The organism is Sinorhizobium garamanticum, from assembly GCF_029892065.1.
GTDB classification, from domain to species: domain Bacteria; phylum Pseudomonadota; class Alphaproteobacteria; order Rhizobiales; family Rhizobiaceae; genus Sinorhizobium; species Sinorhizobium garamanticum.
Genome location: NZ_CP120373.1, coordinates 3040683 through 3056172 on the forward strand (window position 1 = coordinate 3040683; position 15490 = coordinate 3056172).

Annotated in this window: 12 protein-coding genes; 3 read left to right on the top strand and 9 right to left on the bottom strand. The window is 60.7% G+C overall.

The window, feature by feature from the left end:
- Positions 1–130: 130 nt before the first annotated feature.
- From PZN02_RS14215 to PZN02_RS14250, 8 genes are all read right to left on the bottom strand, one after another.
- On the bottom strand, positions 131–712 hold the full coding sequence (locus PZN02_RS14215) for a dienelactone hydrolase family protein (RefSeq protein ID WP_280658610.1): 582 nt from the start codon (positions 710–712) through the stop codon (positions 131–133).
- Positions 713–895: 183 nt separating this feature from the next.
- Positions 896–1966, bottom strand: coding sequence for a D-alanine--D-alanine ligase family protein (locus PZN02_RS14220; protein WP_280658611.1), 1071 nt, complete (start codon positions 1964–1966; stop codon positions 896–898).
- Positions 1967–2295: 329 nt separating this feature from the next.
- Positions 2296–4764: a PAS-domain containing protein gene (locus PZN02_RS14225; RefSeq protein WP_280658612.1), complete on the bottom strand. Its 2469-nt coding sequence runs from the start codon at positions 4762–4764 to the stop codon at positions 2296–2298.
- 83 nt (positions 4765–4847) lie between these two features.
- Positions 4848–5948: a branched-chain amino acid ABC transporter substrate-binding protein gene (locus PZN02_RS14230; RefSeq protein ID WP_280658613.1), complete on the bottom strand. Its 1101-nt coding sequence runs from the start codon at positions 5946–5948 to the stop codon at positions 4848–4850.
- A gap of 356 nt (positions 5949–6304) precedes the next feature.
- Positions 6305–7147 (bottom strand): SDR family NAD(P)-dependent oxidoreductase, encoded by an 843-nt coding sequence (locus tag PZN02_RS14235; RefSeq protein ID WP_280658614.1) that lies wholly within the window; start codon positions 7145–7147, stop codon positions 6305–6307.
- A gap of 389 nt (positions 7148–7536) precedes the next feature.
- Positions 7537–8508, bottom strand: a complete 972-nt coding sequence (locus PZN02_RS14240) for a threonine/serine dehydratase family protein (protein WP_280658615.1) — start codon at positions 8506–8508, stop codon at positions 7537–7539.
- A gap of 171 nt (positions 8509–8679) precedes the next feature.
- Positions 8680–9675, bottom strand: coding sequence for an ornithine cyclodeaminase family protein (locus PZN02_RS14245; protein ID WP_280658616.1), 996 nt, complete (start codon positions 9673–9675; stop codon positions 8680–8682).
- Positions 9676–10106: 431 nt separating this feature from the next.
- Positions 10107–10670, bottom strand: coding sequence for a TetR/AcrR family transcriptional regulator (locus PZN02_RS14250; protein ID WP_280658617.1), 564 nt, complete (start codon positions 10668–10670; stop codon positions 10107–10109).
- Between the two features lie 108 nt (positions 10671–10778).
- Here PZN02_RS14250 and PZN02_RS14255 point away from each other — a divergent pair, with 108 nt between their 5' ends.
- From PZN02_RS14255 to PZN02_RS14265, 3 genes are read left to right on the top strand one after another with little or no spacing between them, the layout of a single operon-like run.
- Complete coding sequence (locus tag PZN02_RS14255; protein ID WP_280661501.1) at positions 10779–11567, top strand: SDR family NAD(P)-dependent oxidoreductase; 789 nt, start codon at positions 10779–10781, stop codon at positions 11565–11567.
- A gap of 60 nt (positions 11568–11627) precedes the next feature.
- Positions 11628–12719: an alkene reductase gene (locus PZN02_RS14260; protein ID WP_280658618.1), complete on the top strand. Its 1092-nt coding sequence runs from the start codon at positions 11628–11630 to the stop codon at positions 12717–12719.
- Between the two features lie 46 nt (positions 12720–12765).
- The gene (locus PZN02_RS14265) at positions 12766–13767 is read left to right on the top strand and encodes an NADP-dependent oxidoreductase (protein WP_280658619.1); all 1002 of its coding nucleotides are present in this window, start codon (positions 12766–12768) and stop codon (positions 13765–13767) included.
- Between the two features lie 69 nt (positions 13768–13836).
- On the opposite strand, the gene PZN02_RS14270 is transcribed toward PZN02_RS14265, so the two are convergent.
- A complete protein-coding gene (locus PZN02_RS14270) occupies positions 13837–15447 on the bottom strand; it encodes a copper resistance CopC/CopD family protein (RefSeq protein WP_280658620.1) in 1611 nt (536 codons plus the stop codon).
- Positions 15448–15490 lie beyond the last annotated feature (43 nt).

The window sequence follows — 15490 nt, forward strand, 5'->3', positions numbered from 1 at the left end:
GATTCCTGTGACGAGCACAGGAATGAGGAGGGTGAGGGCACGGCCGAGTGAGAGGGTGACCGCGGCCGATGGTCGCGGTGCCCGTCGTGCCAGGTTCGAAGCCCGCGTCCATGAGACGCCGGCGGCAGCGCTAAACCCGGCTCAGAAACTCAAGCACCCGCCGGGTGAGCAGCGCGGCGGCATCGGCGTCGTATGAGGGGAGCGAGCTGTCGGCGAAGTAGTGCTGGTCGCCCGGGTAGAGGAAAAGCGCCGCGTCCTCGACCTTTTCCACGATCTCGCGGGCGGCATCGATGTCGCCTTCGCCGACGAAGATCGGGTCGTTGTCCATGCCGTGGATCTGGACCGGGACGCCGTCCGTCCATGGGCCGAAGGCCCATGCGCCGCTGATCGGCAGGCAGGAGTGGAAGAGCAGCGCGCCGCGGGCACCGGGCCGGGTTTGCGCGAGCTTCTGCGCCGGCAGCACGCCGAACGAGAAGCCGGCATAGACGAGATCAAAGGGCAGGTCGTCGGCGATGCGGACGCCGCGCTCGCGCATCTCGTCGAACCCGATCTCTTCGATATAGGCGAGACCCTCGGGGATGCTCTCGAAGGTGCGCCCGTCGAAGAGGTCCGGCGTGTGGACGGTGTGCCCGGCTTGCCGCAGCTCGTCGGCAAACGCGTGGACGCCGGGGGTCAGCCCCTGTGCGTGATGAAACAGCAAGACCTCGGCCATGGGGCGCCTCCGGGCGGAATGGAAGGAAACACGAAGTGGGTCGTCATCCGCTTGACCGCGAGCAGTGCGCCCGTCAGGGGCGAACTCTCCTTCACCGCACGGCTACCATATGCGGACACGGACACTCAAGGCCGCGGTCCCGTGAAAACGTCTCCCGCCTGCTGCATGCGTTAAATCGGCTCCCTATGCCGAAGCCCGTGCCAGCCCGTGCGCGACCAGCCGGTCGATGAGCTCGGCATAGCCGACGCCGCTTGCCGCCATCGCCTTCGGATACATGCTGATATCGGTGAAGCCCGGAATGGTGTTGAGCTCGTTGATCAGGAAACGCATGTCCGGCGTCAGGAAGAAATCGACGCGCGCCATGCCGTCGCAGCCGACCGCCCGGAAGGCCATCGCGGCCATCGCCCGGAGGCGGACTTCGAGATCTTCCGGCAGCTCCGCCGGCACTTTCAGGGCCGCGCCGTCCTCATCGATATATTTGGCGTCGTAGCTATAGAAACCGTGGCTTTCGGCGGGAACGATCTCGCCGGGGCGGGAAACGAAAAGGCCGCCTTCCGGATCCTCCAGCACGCTCAACTCGATCTCGCGGCCGCGGATGAATTCCTCGGCCAGAAGCTTGCGGTCGTGCTTGAAGCCTTCGTCAAGTGCCGCCGCGTAGTCCTCCTCGGTCGAGACCTTGCTGACGCCGACGGAGGAGCCCTGGCGGGCCGGCTTGATGAAAAGCGGAAGCCCGAGCGCGCGCTCAAGTTCGGCAAAGGCCGGCGCGACGCCGAGGTGGATGGTGACGGATCGCGCGGTCGGCAGCTCCGCCTCGTGGAGGAGCCGCTTGGCGATGTCCTTGTCGAGTGCTGCGGCGGAACCGAGGATGCCGCAGCCGACGAGCGGCACACGCGCAACCTCCGCCAGCCCCTGCACGGCACCGTCCTCGCCAGGGAGGCCGTGCAGCACCGGGAACAGAGCCCCGATCTCCGGCAGCGCATAGGGCGCGCCATCGGCGGGGAGCGCCAGCATGCGTCCCTTGCCACCCGGCACGAGCGAGACTTCCGTGCCGCTCTGAGGCTTCGCGAGCGTGCCATTCTCGAAGCGGCTCAACAGCCATTGCCCCTCGCGGGTGATGAAGATGGGAACCGCATCATATTTTTTGGGCTCCAGCGCGCGCATGACATTGGTTGCCGAAAGCACCGAAACGTCATGCTCGGCGGAGCGCCCGCCAAAGAGCACGGCAATGCGCAGTCTGTTCGAAGAGGTGGCCACGAAAAGCTCCCAGGGAAGAGGGGTTGTACGGCCTCCTGCATTTCCTGAAATCACGACCGATTTAAGGAGAAAATCGTGGGGCCCGCCCGCAAGCAAGCCAACACCCGGAGCCGCCATTTTACCTACAGCCTTAAAGGTCCGGATCGCGTGGAACGCGGAAGTCGGACGGCAGGAGGTGAACGGGCACAATGCGCCAATTCCGGACCTTGTCAGCGCCGTCGGGAGGGTCGAGTCTCGATCCCAAAGGAGACGCTGGCCGAGGCGCATGCCTGTGATTGATCGACGAGGTGAGCTGTAAAAGGCGACCATCCGCGCCCGGGCGAGCCCTCCTACCCAGGCTTGTGACAAAGTCGATCGAGCACGTCTCGAAGCGCAGCGGTGGCTTGGTCACGCTCGTCAGCAGACATCAACTCGGGCTCAGCTTCTAGTCTGAGGTGCGGCAGTTCGGTTCGAACGGCGCGTCGGGCAGCGACAAGATTGGTCTTCAGATCGATGACGCGATAGGTGGCGACCGGATAGGCGATCCCCTTGACGTGGATGTGCCCCAATACGTCGCAGTCGATCATGTCCTTCACTTGCGCAAACGTCTCATAAGAAATGAGCACGGTCCCTGGCTCCGCCTCCTGCTCAAGACGTGAGGCGAGATTCACAGCGCCGCCGATTATCGTGTAGTCCATCCGGTCCTCGCTGCCGAAGTTGCCGACAGTGCAGTAGTCGGTGTGAATGCCGATGCGGCATTGCAGCGGTGTTTCAATTCCAATGTCGCGCCAGATTTCGGCAAGTTCGCTCATCCGCTTCTGCATGGTGAGAGCCATCCGAACACAGGCGAGCGCGTCCTCCTTGACGCCGCGAGTCTCCGGATCGCCGAAAAACATCACGATCGCATCGCCGACATACTTATCGATCGTCGCACCGTGATCGGAAGCAATTTTCGACATTTCCGTCAGATAGTGGTTGAGAAGCTGGGTGAGAACCTCGGACTCCATTTTGTCACTGGCCTCGGTAAACCCGGCGATATCCGAGAAGCATATTGTCAGCTTCTTCCGCTGGCTGGCGATCTTGACGTCCTGACGTCCAGTGAATATCGAGTTGTACACCTGGGGCGCCAGGTACTTCGCCAGCTTGCTGGAAAGCGCCTCGAGAGCTGTGGATTTCTCGGCGAGGTTCTCCTCCCGTTGCTTCAGCTCGGTAATATCCGAGTAGACTGCGACGGTGCCGCCGCCGGTGATCCGCCGCTCGCTTATCATGATCCATCGCCCGTCACCTCGCCGCTGCACCCACGGTTCGCCAGGGTTACGGTGCCGGGCGAGCCGCTCGGCGACCCATTCCTCGACCCGCCCCTCTGCATCCCTGATGTAGCCGCGCTCAGCGGATCGGCGAATGATGTGCTCGAATATCGTGCCGGGCGTCAGTTCGATCGCAAGGTCGCTGTAGAGCAGTTCGCGGTAGCGGCTATTGCTAAGGACAAGACGGTCCTCCGCGTCGTAGAGAGCGAATCCCTCGGAGATGCTCTCGATGGCATCTATGAGGCGCTGGCGCGCTTCGGCGACCTCGCGCAGGTTCTTTTCCTCGATCTCGACTGCGGTGTCCCGAAAGAGCCTGAGCGCCTCGGCCATACGGCCGATTTCGTCGTGACCCGCGGCAGGCAATGGCACACGAAGATTGCCGCCGGCGATCGCGAGCATGCTTTGGCTCACCCCTCCCAGACGGGCGAGGAGGCTACGGTCGACATAGAGCCAAACAACAAGAACGGAACTCAAGAGGCTAAGAAAGGCGGAGCCAAGGACAACTCCGGTCCCGTAGCGCTGGACGACCGCGGCTTCGAGACCGGACGCGGTGATCTCGCGGTCTGCCGCCGCGACCAGGCGATCGACGGCGGCGGTAAGACTACGCGACAGCTGATTGTTTTCAGCCAGAAGCTCTTCCCCCTGCGCCACGACGGCGAACTCGTCCTGTCGCGCCTTCGGGATGCTGTTTCCACCGTCGATCAGTGCCTTGAACTCGTTGACCCGCTGCTGGAAACGGGTTTGCAGCCTTTCGTCGATCTCGTTGGAGATCGTGTCGAGAACGGTGAGTGACCGGCGCAGCGGAAACAGGGTCAAGGACAGATCGCCTGGCGTTGGCGCTTCCGCCGTGTTGACCAGCGCGTCGTCGACCGCCGAGATCTCCTGCTGCGCCTTCTGCTGCGGGATGTAGGCCGCTATCGACTGGACCAGGTCGGCCGTCGCCTCCGCGCCTCGATCCGACGCGAGCGAGGTATCGGCTGTGACCGCCCGCCATTGCTGGAGTTTGGAACTCATCACGAGCATACCGGGCGCCAGTAGGCGCTGGCTTGCATTTGTCGTAGCCGACAGGCGGCGTAACAGTTCCTCTTTGCGCGCCACCACGGCGAGGCGGGCGGCGACAACATCGTTTAGGGCGTCGAGATTGCGCCGCAGACCAAGCACCGCAGCCTCGATCTCAGCCACCACCGCCGTGCTAGTCTTGGCGCCTTTGAGAGCGGCAAGCAGTTCCTCGAGGCGCGTCATGTCGGCCGCGATCGCAGCCGAGACCTCGTTGTGCTGAGCCTTGCTGGTCGAAGCAAGTACGGCGGGCGCACTGGCGGCGACCCGCTCGGCCTGGCGCGACAGCTGGAGGGACGCGAGCGCCGACGGCACACGCTCCTTAGTGATGCGCTCGACGACCTCCCCCACCTCGAGGAAGGCATAGAGAGCGGCGGCTGTCGCGAGCACCGCGAAGGTGCTTATACCAAAAAATGCGAGCAACAGGCGGCCGCGTATGCCGAGACGCTTAACCATCGCGGCGACGCATTGATTCAGGTGGCGCGGCCAATAGGGTCTGCACAGATTGGCTCAAAGCGAACCGCCGGATCGGTGGTCCGTCACTCCAACGGCACGTATTCGCCACCCTTCCAGACATACCATACCCAGCTCTGAACAGTGAGGTCGCCCTTATTATCAAAGTCCACACGGCCCAACACAGTATCAAATTGATTGCCGCGCAGCGACGCAATTACGCCTTGGAGGTCTAGTGAGCCTGCCTTCTCGACCGCCTGCGACCAAGTCTGGACGGCGCCGTAACTGTGCAGCGTCCAGGAATCGGGTTCGAAGTTCTCGGCTCGAAATCGTTCGACAACTTTGGCCGCTTCGGCGTTTCGACGCGGGTCGGGGACAAAGGTGAAGAGCGTGCCCTCGGCGGCCGGGCCGGCAATCAGCCCAAATGCCTCGGTCGCCGTATCGTCACCCGAGATCAGTTGAACCGAATAGCCCCGGTCGCGCGCCGCGCGGACCATAAGCGCAGCCTCGGTATGATACCCGCCCATGTACAGCACGGCGATATCCGCCTCCTGCAACGCGCTGATCTCGGCCGAGTAGTCGTCTTTCCCGGGAGTGTAGCCTTCATAGATCGATTCGGTCACGCCCCGCTTGTTCAGCTGCTTTCTTGTCTCATCGGCGAGACCCTTCCCATAGGTCGTGTTGTCGTGAAGGATCGCGATCTTCTCGTCGCTCCAATGATCGGCCAAGTAGTTGCCGGCCTCGAAGCCCTGCGCATCGTCGCGACTGCAGACGCGGAAAACGTTGGCGCGGCCTTGCTCGGTCAACATCGGATTGGTCGAGGATGGCGAAATCTGCAGAACGCCTGCTGCCTCGTACACCTTCGATGCCGGGATCGAGGCTCCAGAGCAGTAGTGCCCGACGACGAACACTACACCGTCAGCCACCAGTTTTTGGGCAGCAGCCACCGCTTGCTCGGGATCGCAGAAGTCATCGACCGTGATGAGCTGCACCTGCTGGCCGAGGACGCCGCCAGCCGCATTGATGTCGGCCACAGCCACCTCTGCGCCGCGCTTCAATTGTGTGCCAGTCCATTCGAGCTTTCCGGTCATCGGGCCTGCGACCCCGATCAGCACCTCCGCCCGTGTAGGACAGCTAAGCGCGGCGGCCGCGAGCGCGACCATAGCTATGGTGATAATACGGTGCATGGATGCACCCCCAAGGGCCGTAGCTTACGCCAATCCCGTCAGCGCCGACAGTCCTGAAATCACGACCGATTTAAGGAGAAAATCGTGGTGCCGCCCGCAAGCCAACACCCGGAGCCGCCATTTTACCTACAACCTTAAAGGTCCGGATCGGGTGGACAGCGGAAGTCGGACGACGGGAGTTGAATGGGCATGATGCGCCACAAGCGGACAAACCAAAGAGCGTCGCTCCATGCCGCGGCAGACGGAGCCAGGAGAAAATTGACGTGCAAGATCGCCTCGGCGGAGCGCCAAGGTTTTCCACGAACTGTTTGAAAGATCGGTCGACTAACCGGGTCGTTGAAAAGACCGACAGGAATTCAGCGTTTCACAAAGTCCGCCGCGCTGAGGGGAACAGGTCTGTAGCCGTCGACGTCGGCAATGTCATACTCCCGACCCAGCTCTGCCGCGACCAGGACACGCCCGGATTTCGACATCAGCGCAGGGTCCCGCCAAAGTCCGGCGATGACATGGCCGATGAACCTCGGGGACTCGGAGTTGGACAAGTCGAAATATTCGGCGTTCTGCATGACGGCCTCGGTGCGTACCAGCCCGGGATAGAGTGCGACGGCGGCGACTTTATGTGGACGCAGTTCATGTGCGAAGTCCGCGGCCATCTTGTCGGCGGCGGCTTTGGCCATGCCGTAGATCGCGTTGCCGTCGTAGAATTGAGCTGCCCAGAATGAAATATTGACGATCAGACCGCGCTGCGTCGAGATCATCGTCGGCGCCACTGCGCGCGACATCATGAAAGCCGCCCTCAGCGCGGTGCCGATCATTGCGTCCCACCGCCAGACGGGCTGCTCCCAGAAAGGGCGCGGCCAGGTAAAATCGCCATCCTCGACCATGTTTTCATAGCCGGGCCATGCATTGTTCACCAGAATGTCCAGCCTGTTGGCGGCCCTGATCTCTTCAGCCACGCGCTCGGTTTCGGCGTCGTTGCTGTGGTCGCAATGATGAACGACTAGTCGTCCGGGTAATGCCGCAGCCTCAAGCGCAAGCCCCTCCAGCGATCCCGCACGTTTACCTCCCAGGCTTGCTTCCGCCTCGGAACGGGTCCTGCCGGTAACGTGGACCGTGGCTCCCTCGGCGAGCAGCGACAGCGCAATCCCGCGGCCGACACCGCGGCTTGCGCCCGTAACCAACGCGACGACATCTTTCATACTGGCTAGCCTCCCATACGATGGCTGTTGCAGGCAGGGGACATCGGAATTTTGCTGCAGGCAGAAAACGGATGCTTGCCGCATGAAACCCTAGGGAGCAGTCAAATACAATCTCGCGTAGTCTGCCCGATTAGGGCCGACTGCCGCCATGGCCTGGCTTGCACGGGTCCCGGTCTGGCGGGCGTGGTCGTTATTTCCGCCATCGCCTTGTCGCCGTGAATGTGGACCGAGGCGACGGTTTGCCTGTTCTGCGCATCCATCCCCCATCCCTCGCGCCACGCTTTATTCAGGCCGGTAAACAATCTCCTGACGAATACTTACTGAAATGCTCTCACGATCAGTTCAGATTTCCTATTCGTAGGGAACTTTTAAATCCGCTCTGGAAACGCCTACTCAGCAACTTTGTATATCTCAGCAAGGTCGCATAAGTCCCAGTTCCCTCCGGTCAACACCGCGCAAACCTTTTCATCCGGTCTGACTTTTATGGAGCCGGCCAACAAGGCTCCAACACCAATCGAGGCGGCCGGTTCAGCGATCAATTTCGCATCTTTGGCGAGGGTACGCATGCCTGCGATGATATGCTCGTCTTCAACGAGAATGATCTCATCTACGTACTTTTCAATGATGGGATACGGGTTCTGCCCCGGAACACTTATTCTCAGGCCATCCGCAATGGTGTTTTTTAAAGGAAACGATGTACGTTCCTTATTTATCCGGCTGTGAAAATACTTCGGTGTTAAGGCAGGCTCCGCGCCTATTACGCGCACCGATGGTTTCGTTTCCTTGATGGCGGTAGCGATTCCTGAGATAAGGCCTCCGCCGCCCACGGGAACAATGACCGTGTCCACATCTTCCAAGTCTTCCAGTATTTCACATCCTATTGTTCCCTGGCCAGCCATTACCAAAGGGTCCTCAAAACCGTGAATAACCGTATATTTGTTTCCTTCGGCGATTTCATAGACCCTTTTCCATCTGGCAGCGGTATCGCCATCAAAAAGAATGACTTCCGCACCGAGGGCCTTTGTATTGGCAATCTTAATTTTTGGCGTGGTGACCGGGAGCACCAATATCACCTTTACGCCCAGCATCCTGGCCGCATAAGAAAGCCCCTGGGCGTGATTGCCCGACGAAGTGGCGATGATGCCGTTTGCGATCTCTTCTCTTGGGAGCGAGAGGGCCTTGTTTAGAGCACCGCGAATTTTAAAGGCGCCAGTAATTTGCAGGGTTTCGGGTTTGAGATAGAGCTGACAACCAACGGCTTTCTCCATTTTTTCTGCACGCAATAACGGCGTATGCCGGATGTGGGCTTCCAGCCTTTCCTGGGCTTCCCGAATGTCCTGAATGGTTGGGTAATTGCGCATGGTGCTTGTCGCCTTTCAACTTCCAGACTTACGTTCCCTTTGAACATAAGAGGAAAGCTCTGGTTGATTTGATTTTTGGGACCAAGCCTCGGATTTGCTCACAAGGCACCGCACACACGGCCTTCTCGGCGGGTCTTTTAAAGCGACTTTACGTGTGTGATTTCTCTTAAATCATGATTGAAAGAACTCAAAGAAAGTCCCGACGTTTCTTGCCATTGCATTCCGATAAATTTGGCTCGACGTAGTATTGTCCTGTATGGCCATTCCTGTGGAGTCGAAAATGGTCACTTCTTCATCATTTTCTCTTCCTGGTTTTTTGCCCAGCAATATCTCGCCAATTTCTCCATGAATGTCTTCTTTGGTTATGATATTTTTATTCAGCGGATGCCACGTTTCGCCCTTTTCGGTGCACTGCGCAATTGAGTCAACGACTACTTTTGCACTCCTGAAGATCTCTGGATCCAGTTCTTGTTTACCTTGTTGATCTGTACCGATTGCAACAATGTGTGTACCGGGTTTTACCCAATCTGCTTCGACAAGCGACCCTTTCCCGCGGGTCGTCGTAATCAAGATATCGGCCTGCTCAACGGCTTCTTCTTTGGAATTTGCCATGATTACAGGAATGCCAAATTCGCTTTCGATATCCGTCTTGTATTTGGAAAGCGTATCCGGGTTACTGTCCCATGCGTGGATCTCTTCAATTTTCATAATCTCGTTGATCGTCCGGATTTGCATTCTTGCCTGATTTCCTGTGCCGATCGATGTAATTGTTTTGGCATTTTTCCTTGCCAGTGCTTTTACGGAAACGGCTCCTGACGCCCCGGTTCTGAGACCGGTGATCAAACTTCCATCCATAACGCAAATCAACGCACAGCTCCTGGCCTCAAACAGGAGAATGGTCCCCATGCCACTCGGCACGCCGTGTGCTGTTGGATTATTGATGAACCCTCCAGAAGACGCTTTCATGGAGATCACTTCATTGGCTTTGTAGTAACCAAGCTTGAAGTCAATTTCCCCACGAGGCGATGGGAGATGCATCCCTATATAGTCAGGTTGTTCTACCTGATCGCTGTTAAAGGCTTTGTATGCCTCTTCCACGGCACCGATGACTTCCTTCATGCAGATTAATCTGCTTACTTCTTCTTTCTTAAGCAGCAGTGTTTTCATGCGTTGGCTCCCTATTCTTTAAATTCGGGGCATACGCCAGATGCCCGCGGCTGAGGGGAGGCCGCCAGATCGGCGAAAACGTGATCACGATGGTCAAGCGGGATTTGACGCTCATGGTCATTGCACGTCTCCCAGAGTGCATTACCCGAATCTACGTGCGAGCATTATTGCTTCGGGTGCGCAGCAGAAAATTTCGAGTACTCCCCAAACGCACCCCTTTGCGTTGGTTTCCAACTCCATCTGCGAAAGCTAACGCTACGACCCTCTGGCTGACATGATGCCGCAGTCATTTCGACGGCGGGCCGGCTCGAGCCGCCGCTGATGGCCGCATTGTTCTCGACAAGAGCGCTCCTGCCGCAGACCGATCGATTCTAATAAGTTGAGACGCGGGATGCGGGCGGAAAACCGCGCACACTTTTCCTCATCCCGCTCTAGCAGGCAGACACTTGGCTGATCCCGGCATCGATCCAGGTACGCGTCTGCTCCAGAACTTCATCCGAAAGCACGGGATCGTCGATCGCCCGGGCGAGGATCACTGCCCCCACCATCGCCGCCCAGCTTCCGATCGCTGCGCGGCGCCTGTCTGTCGGATCCAACTCCGGAAGCGCCTTGCTGATACGGTCGATCTGCGATCGAAGGCCTTCGGTCATGGCCAAGCGTGCAGCCGGGGTCTGATGGCGGATGTCCGCAGCAAGGCCTGCTGTCGGGCAACCACCGGCGGCATTGTCGCGATGCCGGGGCGAAAGGTAGGCGTGGAGATAGGCGCGCAGGTCGCCCCCTCCGCCCGCGTCGGCGGCGAGGACATGGGAAAGGGTCTGCGCGATCAGATCGTCCTTAGAGCTGAAATGGCCGTAGAAGCCGCCATGGGTGAGGCCGGCGGCGTTCATCACTTCCGCCACGCTGACCGCGTCGAAGCCCTTCTCGCGAAACAGCCGGCTGGCGACATCCAGAATCCGGCGACGGTTCTCCGCCATCTGTTCTCGACTGACCTTCATTTCAAAATTCTCCGTCGGCTCCATTGACATTTACATGATGGCTATCATATTTAGCCAATCATGATGATCGTCATGAATATAGGTTCAATCAGAAAAGAGAGCAATCCCATGGTCGCCATTCCCTCAGTCCTCATCACCGGCGCCTCCACCGGCATCGGAGCCGCCTATGCCGAGCGCTTCGCGCGCCGCGGGCACGACCTCGTGCTGGTTGCCCGTGACAAGGCACGACTGGAGGCTCTGGGCGCCCGTCTGCGTCAGGAAAACGGCGTGGCGATCGACATCATCCAGGCCGATCTTACGCAGCCTGCCGAACTTGCAACGGTCGAGACGAGGCTGCGCGATGACGCCCGCATCGGGATTCTCGTCAACAATGCCGGAACGGCAATCGGCGGAAGCTTCATCGAGCAGGCGACCGATGACGTCGGGCGGCTTGTTGCGCTCAACACGACAGCGCTTCTGCGGCTTGCCAGCGCCATCGCCCCGCGACTTGCGAAGTCCGGCGAAGGGGCGATCGTCAACATCGGCTCCGTGGTCGGCCTGGCGCCGGAGTTCGGCATGACGGTCTACGGCGCGACCAAGGCCTTCGTGCTGTTTCTGTCGCAGGGGCTCAGCCTCGAGCTCGCGCCGAAGGGTGTCTACGTCCAGGCCGTGCTTCCCGCCACGACACGAACGGAGATCTGGGAACACGTCGGCGCCGACGTCAACACGCTTTCCAACGTGATGGAGGTGGCCGATCTCGTTGACGCGGCGCTGGTCGGCTTCGACCGCCGCGAACTGGTGACCATTCCGCCGCTTCCCGATGCCGGACAGTGGGACGCGCTTCAGGCCGCGCGGCAGGCCATGCTTCCGAACTTCGGCAACGCACATCCCGCAGAGCGGTACCGCACGGCCGCCTGAGCAACAACGAAGCGCTTTCAATCAGCAACTCCGCCGCGGCGGGAACAAACAAGGTGACCTATGACGAGCAAAACGATGTTTGAGCCCTATACTCTCGGCTCGCTGACCCTCTCCAATCGTATCGTCATGGCGCCCCTGACGCGCAATCGCGCTGGCCCGGGCTTCGTTCCAAGCGATCTCGCCGCAGAGTATTACGCCCAGCGCGCGTCGGCTGGCCTGCTGATTTCCGAGGCCACGCAGATCTCGCAGCAGGGACAGGGTTACCAGGACACGCCCGGCATCTACTCCCAGGCTCAGATCGACGGCTGGCGCAAGGTCACGACCGCCGTGCACGCCAAGGGCGGGCGAATTTTCCTGCAGCTCTGGCATGTCGGCCGCGTCTCGCACGTCGACCTCCAGGAGAACGGAGCGGCGCCGGTTGCGCCGTCGGCGATACGGGCTGAGATCAAAACCTTCGTCAACAACGCCTTCGTTGACGTTTCGGAACCCCGCGCGCTTGAGCTCGACGAGCTTTCGGGGGTCGTGAACGATTTCCGGCAAGCAGCCGCAAAAGCCGTCGCGGCGGGATTCGATGGCGTGGAAGTCCACGGCGCCAACGGCTATCTGCTGGACCAGTTTGCCAAGGACGGCGCCAACGTCCGGACGGACGCATACGGCGGATCGATCGAGAACCGGGCCCGGCTGATGCTGGAGGTTACGGCTGCGGTGGCTGAGGAGATCGGCGCCGAGCGCACCGGAATCCGGATCTCGCCCGTCTCGCCCGCCAATGGAGTTTCGAGCAGTGATCCTCAGTCGCAGTTCGATTACATCGTCGAACAACTCGATGCCTTGGGCATCGTCTACATTCATGTTGTCGAGGGCGCCACCGCCGGAGCGCGCGATGTCACGCCGTTCGACTTCGGCTCACTCCGCCGGCGTTTCAAAAACACTTATATCGCCAATAACGGTTATGATCTGGACCTCGCGACGTCGCGGCTGGCCGCGGACAAGGCCGACCTGTTCGCCTTCGGCCGCCCCTTCATCGCCAATCCCGACCTTGTGGAGAGACTGGCGACCCGCGCAGCGCTGGCGGCCGTCGACCCGGCTACGATCTATGGCGGGGGCGCCGCGGGATACACCGATTACCCCACTATTGCCGCAAGCCGCTCCTGACCCTTCAGCCCGCTCTGGCGTCAGCGAGATTGGAGAACAGACCATCATGAAGGCCTTCATCCTCGATAAATACAAGAAAAAGGGCGCGCTGCGCTTCGGCGACATGCCGGAGCCCGCGCTAGGGCAAGACGATGTTCTGGTCGAGATCCACGCGGCCGGGCTCAATCCGCTGGATTCCAAGATCCGGGACGGCGAATTCAAGCTCATCCTGCCCTATCGCCCGTCCTTCATCTTGGGGCACGACATGGCCGGAATAGTCGCTCGGGTCGGATCGAAGGTCCGGCGCTTCAAGGTGGGTGACGAGGTCTATGCCCGGCCACGCGATGGACGCGTCGGGACGTTCGCGGAACTCATTGCCATCAATGAAGCCGACCTGGCGCTGAAGCCAAAGAGCCTCACCATGGAGCAAGCGGCTTCCATTCCCCTGGTGGGGTTGACCGCCTGGCAGGCATTGGTCGAGCGCGCCGGCCTGCAAAAAGGGCAGAAGGTTCTGATACACGCGGGCTCCGGCGGCGTGGGCGCATTCGCCATTCAGCTTGCCAAGCATCTCGGCGCGACGGTCTCGACGACGACGAGCACGGCGAATGTCGAGCTGGTCAGGAGCCTCGGCGCCGATGTCGTCATTGATTACAAAAAAGAAGATTTCGAGAAGGTCGTGTCCGGCTATGACGTGGTGTTGAACAGCCTGGACGGCGACACGCTTCAAAAATCCCTGAATGTACTGAAGCCCGGTGGCAAGCTGATTTCCATCTCCGGTCCGCCGGACCCCGATTTCGCCAGGGAACAAGGACTGAACTGGTTCTTGCAGCAGGTCTTGCGCCTTCTGAGCTTCAGCATCCGGAGAAAGGCCAAAGCCCGGGGGGTCAGCTATTCCTTCCTGTTCATGCGGGCGGACGGCGCGCAGTTGAGCCAGATCACATCGCTGATCGAAGCCGGGATCATTCGCCCAATCATGGATCGGGTCTTCCCGTTCGAAGCGGCCAACGAAGCTTTGGCTTACATCGAAACGGGACGGTCAAAGGGCAAGGTCGTCCTCAAGCTGAGGTGAAGGTCGAGGCGCGCCCTTTGTGGCGTTACCGGTAGAGGCCCGGAAGTGGCCCAATATCGGCCGGAGCGGCTACGGCGCGATCTGGATCTCCCCCTCGATCCGGGCGATCTCGAAATCGCTGATCAATATGTCGAGCCTGATTTTCCAGAGGCCGGGGAGGGGCAGCACCAGGTCGGAGGTGCGCCATGTTCCGTCTGTCGCCTTGCTCGCCTTGCGTTTTATCTCGGCGACGCCGGCCGATGGGTTGGAAAAGACGAAGGTGACCTCCTTCGGATCCAGGGCGGAGAAGTCGCCGGCCATGACGAGGGCAGTGGCTTCCACCGGTCCCGGTCTGGCGGGCGTGATCGTTATTTCCGCCATCGCCTTGTCGCCGTGAATGTGGACCGAGGCGGGCTCCGAAGCGACGGTTGTGAGTGCGCGTGGCGGCGGCGTGAAACGCCAGGCAGCCGCCACGCCGAAGAGAAGCAGCACCACAAGCGTCTCCGCGGCGATCGAGCGCACGAGATAGCGGGTGCCGCCTTGGTCGCCGGCTTCGACGCGGTCGGTCAGCACCCATCGATTGATTGCCGCCAGGCTGAAAAGAACGAGGAGGAGGGCAAGCTTGACCAGGAATACATTGCCATAGGCCGTGTCGAGCAGTGCCGACGGCTGTCCCACCTGTACGACCAGCAGCACGACACTGGCCGCCACGAGAAGGGCGACGGAGAAGGGGATGAAGACCGAGAAGCGATGCAGGGCCTTGAGCGCATGCGTATGACCGGTCTGGAGCAGCCTCGCGACGGGCACCAGGGCACCGACCCACAGCGCGATCGCGATCGCATGTAGGAAGACGCTCGGGCGCATCAGCCATTGCGGTTCGGCGGCGCTGGCGTGGCCGCTGAGCGAGAGTGCCAGCGAACCCGCGATTAGCGCCAGCAGCGAAATCCAGCGCGCGACCTGCTGCCGGCGCGAGACGAGCGCGACGCCTGCAACGGCGAGCGCGGCGATCATCACGACAACCGTTCTGCCGAAGCTTGTTGCGAGCCCGGTCGACCACACCGAAGGTTCGACCAGGGCCGAAAGCGGCCTGCCGAGCGCGTCCAGTCCCTGAAGCCCGGCAGAGAAAGCGGTCCCGGCAAGCCCGATGCCAAGCATTGCCGCGATAAAGCGCAGCCCCGCTCGCGTGCCTTGCAGGAACCAGCTCAAGGCGAAGACGCCGCCGATGCCGAAGAACAGACCCGCATAGAGCGCGACGCGGCCTAGCCAGAGCGCGGCGCGCAGCTGCCAGTCGATCGCTTCGCCGGCATAAGCGGACCCGCTTGGCGACCCTATCGAAAAGAGGATCGAACCGCCGACCGGATGCCCGTCTTCGGAGACGACGCGCCAGGAAAGGACGTGCGTGCCCGCGGAGAGGTCAGGCGGCACCTCGATTTCCACCGTGCGGTCCCGGAGGGAAAACCGCTCGAGCGTAATGGTGGAGCCATCGGGCTTGACCAGCTTCAATGCGAGCGGGGAAACCGGCTCGCTGAACGACAGCGCAAGTCTTGCGGGCGCGGCAGGAACGACTGCACCGTCCCGCGGCTCGGTCGCGGTCAGCGACGCATGGGCAAGGGCCGCCGTCGCCAGAAAGAGCCAGGCGAGAACGGCGATCGTTGCCCGGCCGAGAGCGGGCAGGAATTTTGTGGCCGCGAGCGTGTACACCTGAAGATCCTGATGTCGAAAGGAAGCCGGCGCCGAAGCGCCG

Bases quoted from the DNA above. Each gene is read 5' to 3' on its own strand.
- PZN02_RS14265 (WP_280658619.1), top strand. From the start codon at position 12,766: ATGAAGGCCTTCATCCTCGATAAATACAAGAAAAAGGGCGCGCTGCGC.
- PZN02_RS14230 (WP_280658613.1), bottom strand. From the start codon at position 5,948: ATGCACCGTATTATCACCATAGCTATGGTCGCGCTCGCGGCCGCCGCG.
- PZN02_RS14260 (WP_280658618.1), top strand. From the start codon at position 11,628: ATGACGAGCAAAACGATGTTTGAGCCCTATACTCTCGGCTCGCTGACC.
- PZN02_RS14225 (WP_280658612.1), bottom strand. From the start codon at position 4,764: ATGGTTAAGCGTCTCGGCATACGCGGCCGCCTGTTGCTCGCATTTTTT.
- PZN02_RS14215 (WP_280658610.1), bottom strand. From the start codon at position 712: ATGGCCGAGGTCTTGCTGTTTCATCACGCACAGGGGCTGACCCCCGGC.
- PZN02_RS14250 (WP_280658617.1), bottom strand. From the start codon at position 10,670: ATGAAGGTCAGTCGAGAACAGATGGCGGAGAACCGTCGCCGGATTCTG.
- PZN02_RS14255 (WP_280661501.1), top strand. From the start codon at position 10,779: ATGGTCGCCATTCCCTCAGTCCTCATCACCGGCGCCTCCACCGGCATC.
- PZN02_RS14235 (WP_280658614.1), bottom strand. From the start codon at position 7,147: ATGAAAGATGTCGTCGCGTTGGTTACGGGCGCAAGCCGCGGTGTCGGC.
- PZN02_RS14245 (WP_280658616.1), bottom strand. From the start codon at position 9,675: ATGAAAACACTGCTGCTTAAGAAAGAAGAAGTAAGCAGATTAATCTGC.
- PZN02_RS14240 (WP_280658615.1), bottom strand. From the start codon at position 8,508: ATGCGCAATTACCCAACCATTCAGGACATTCGGGAAGCCCAGGAAAGG.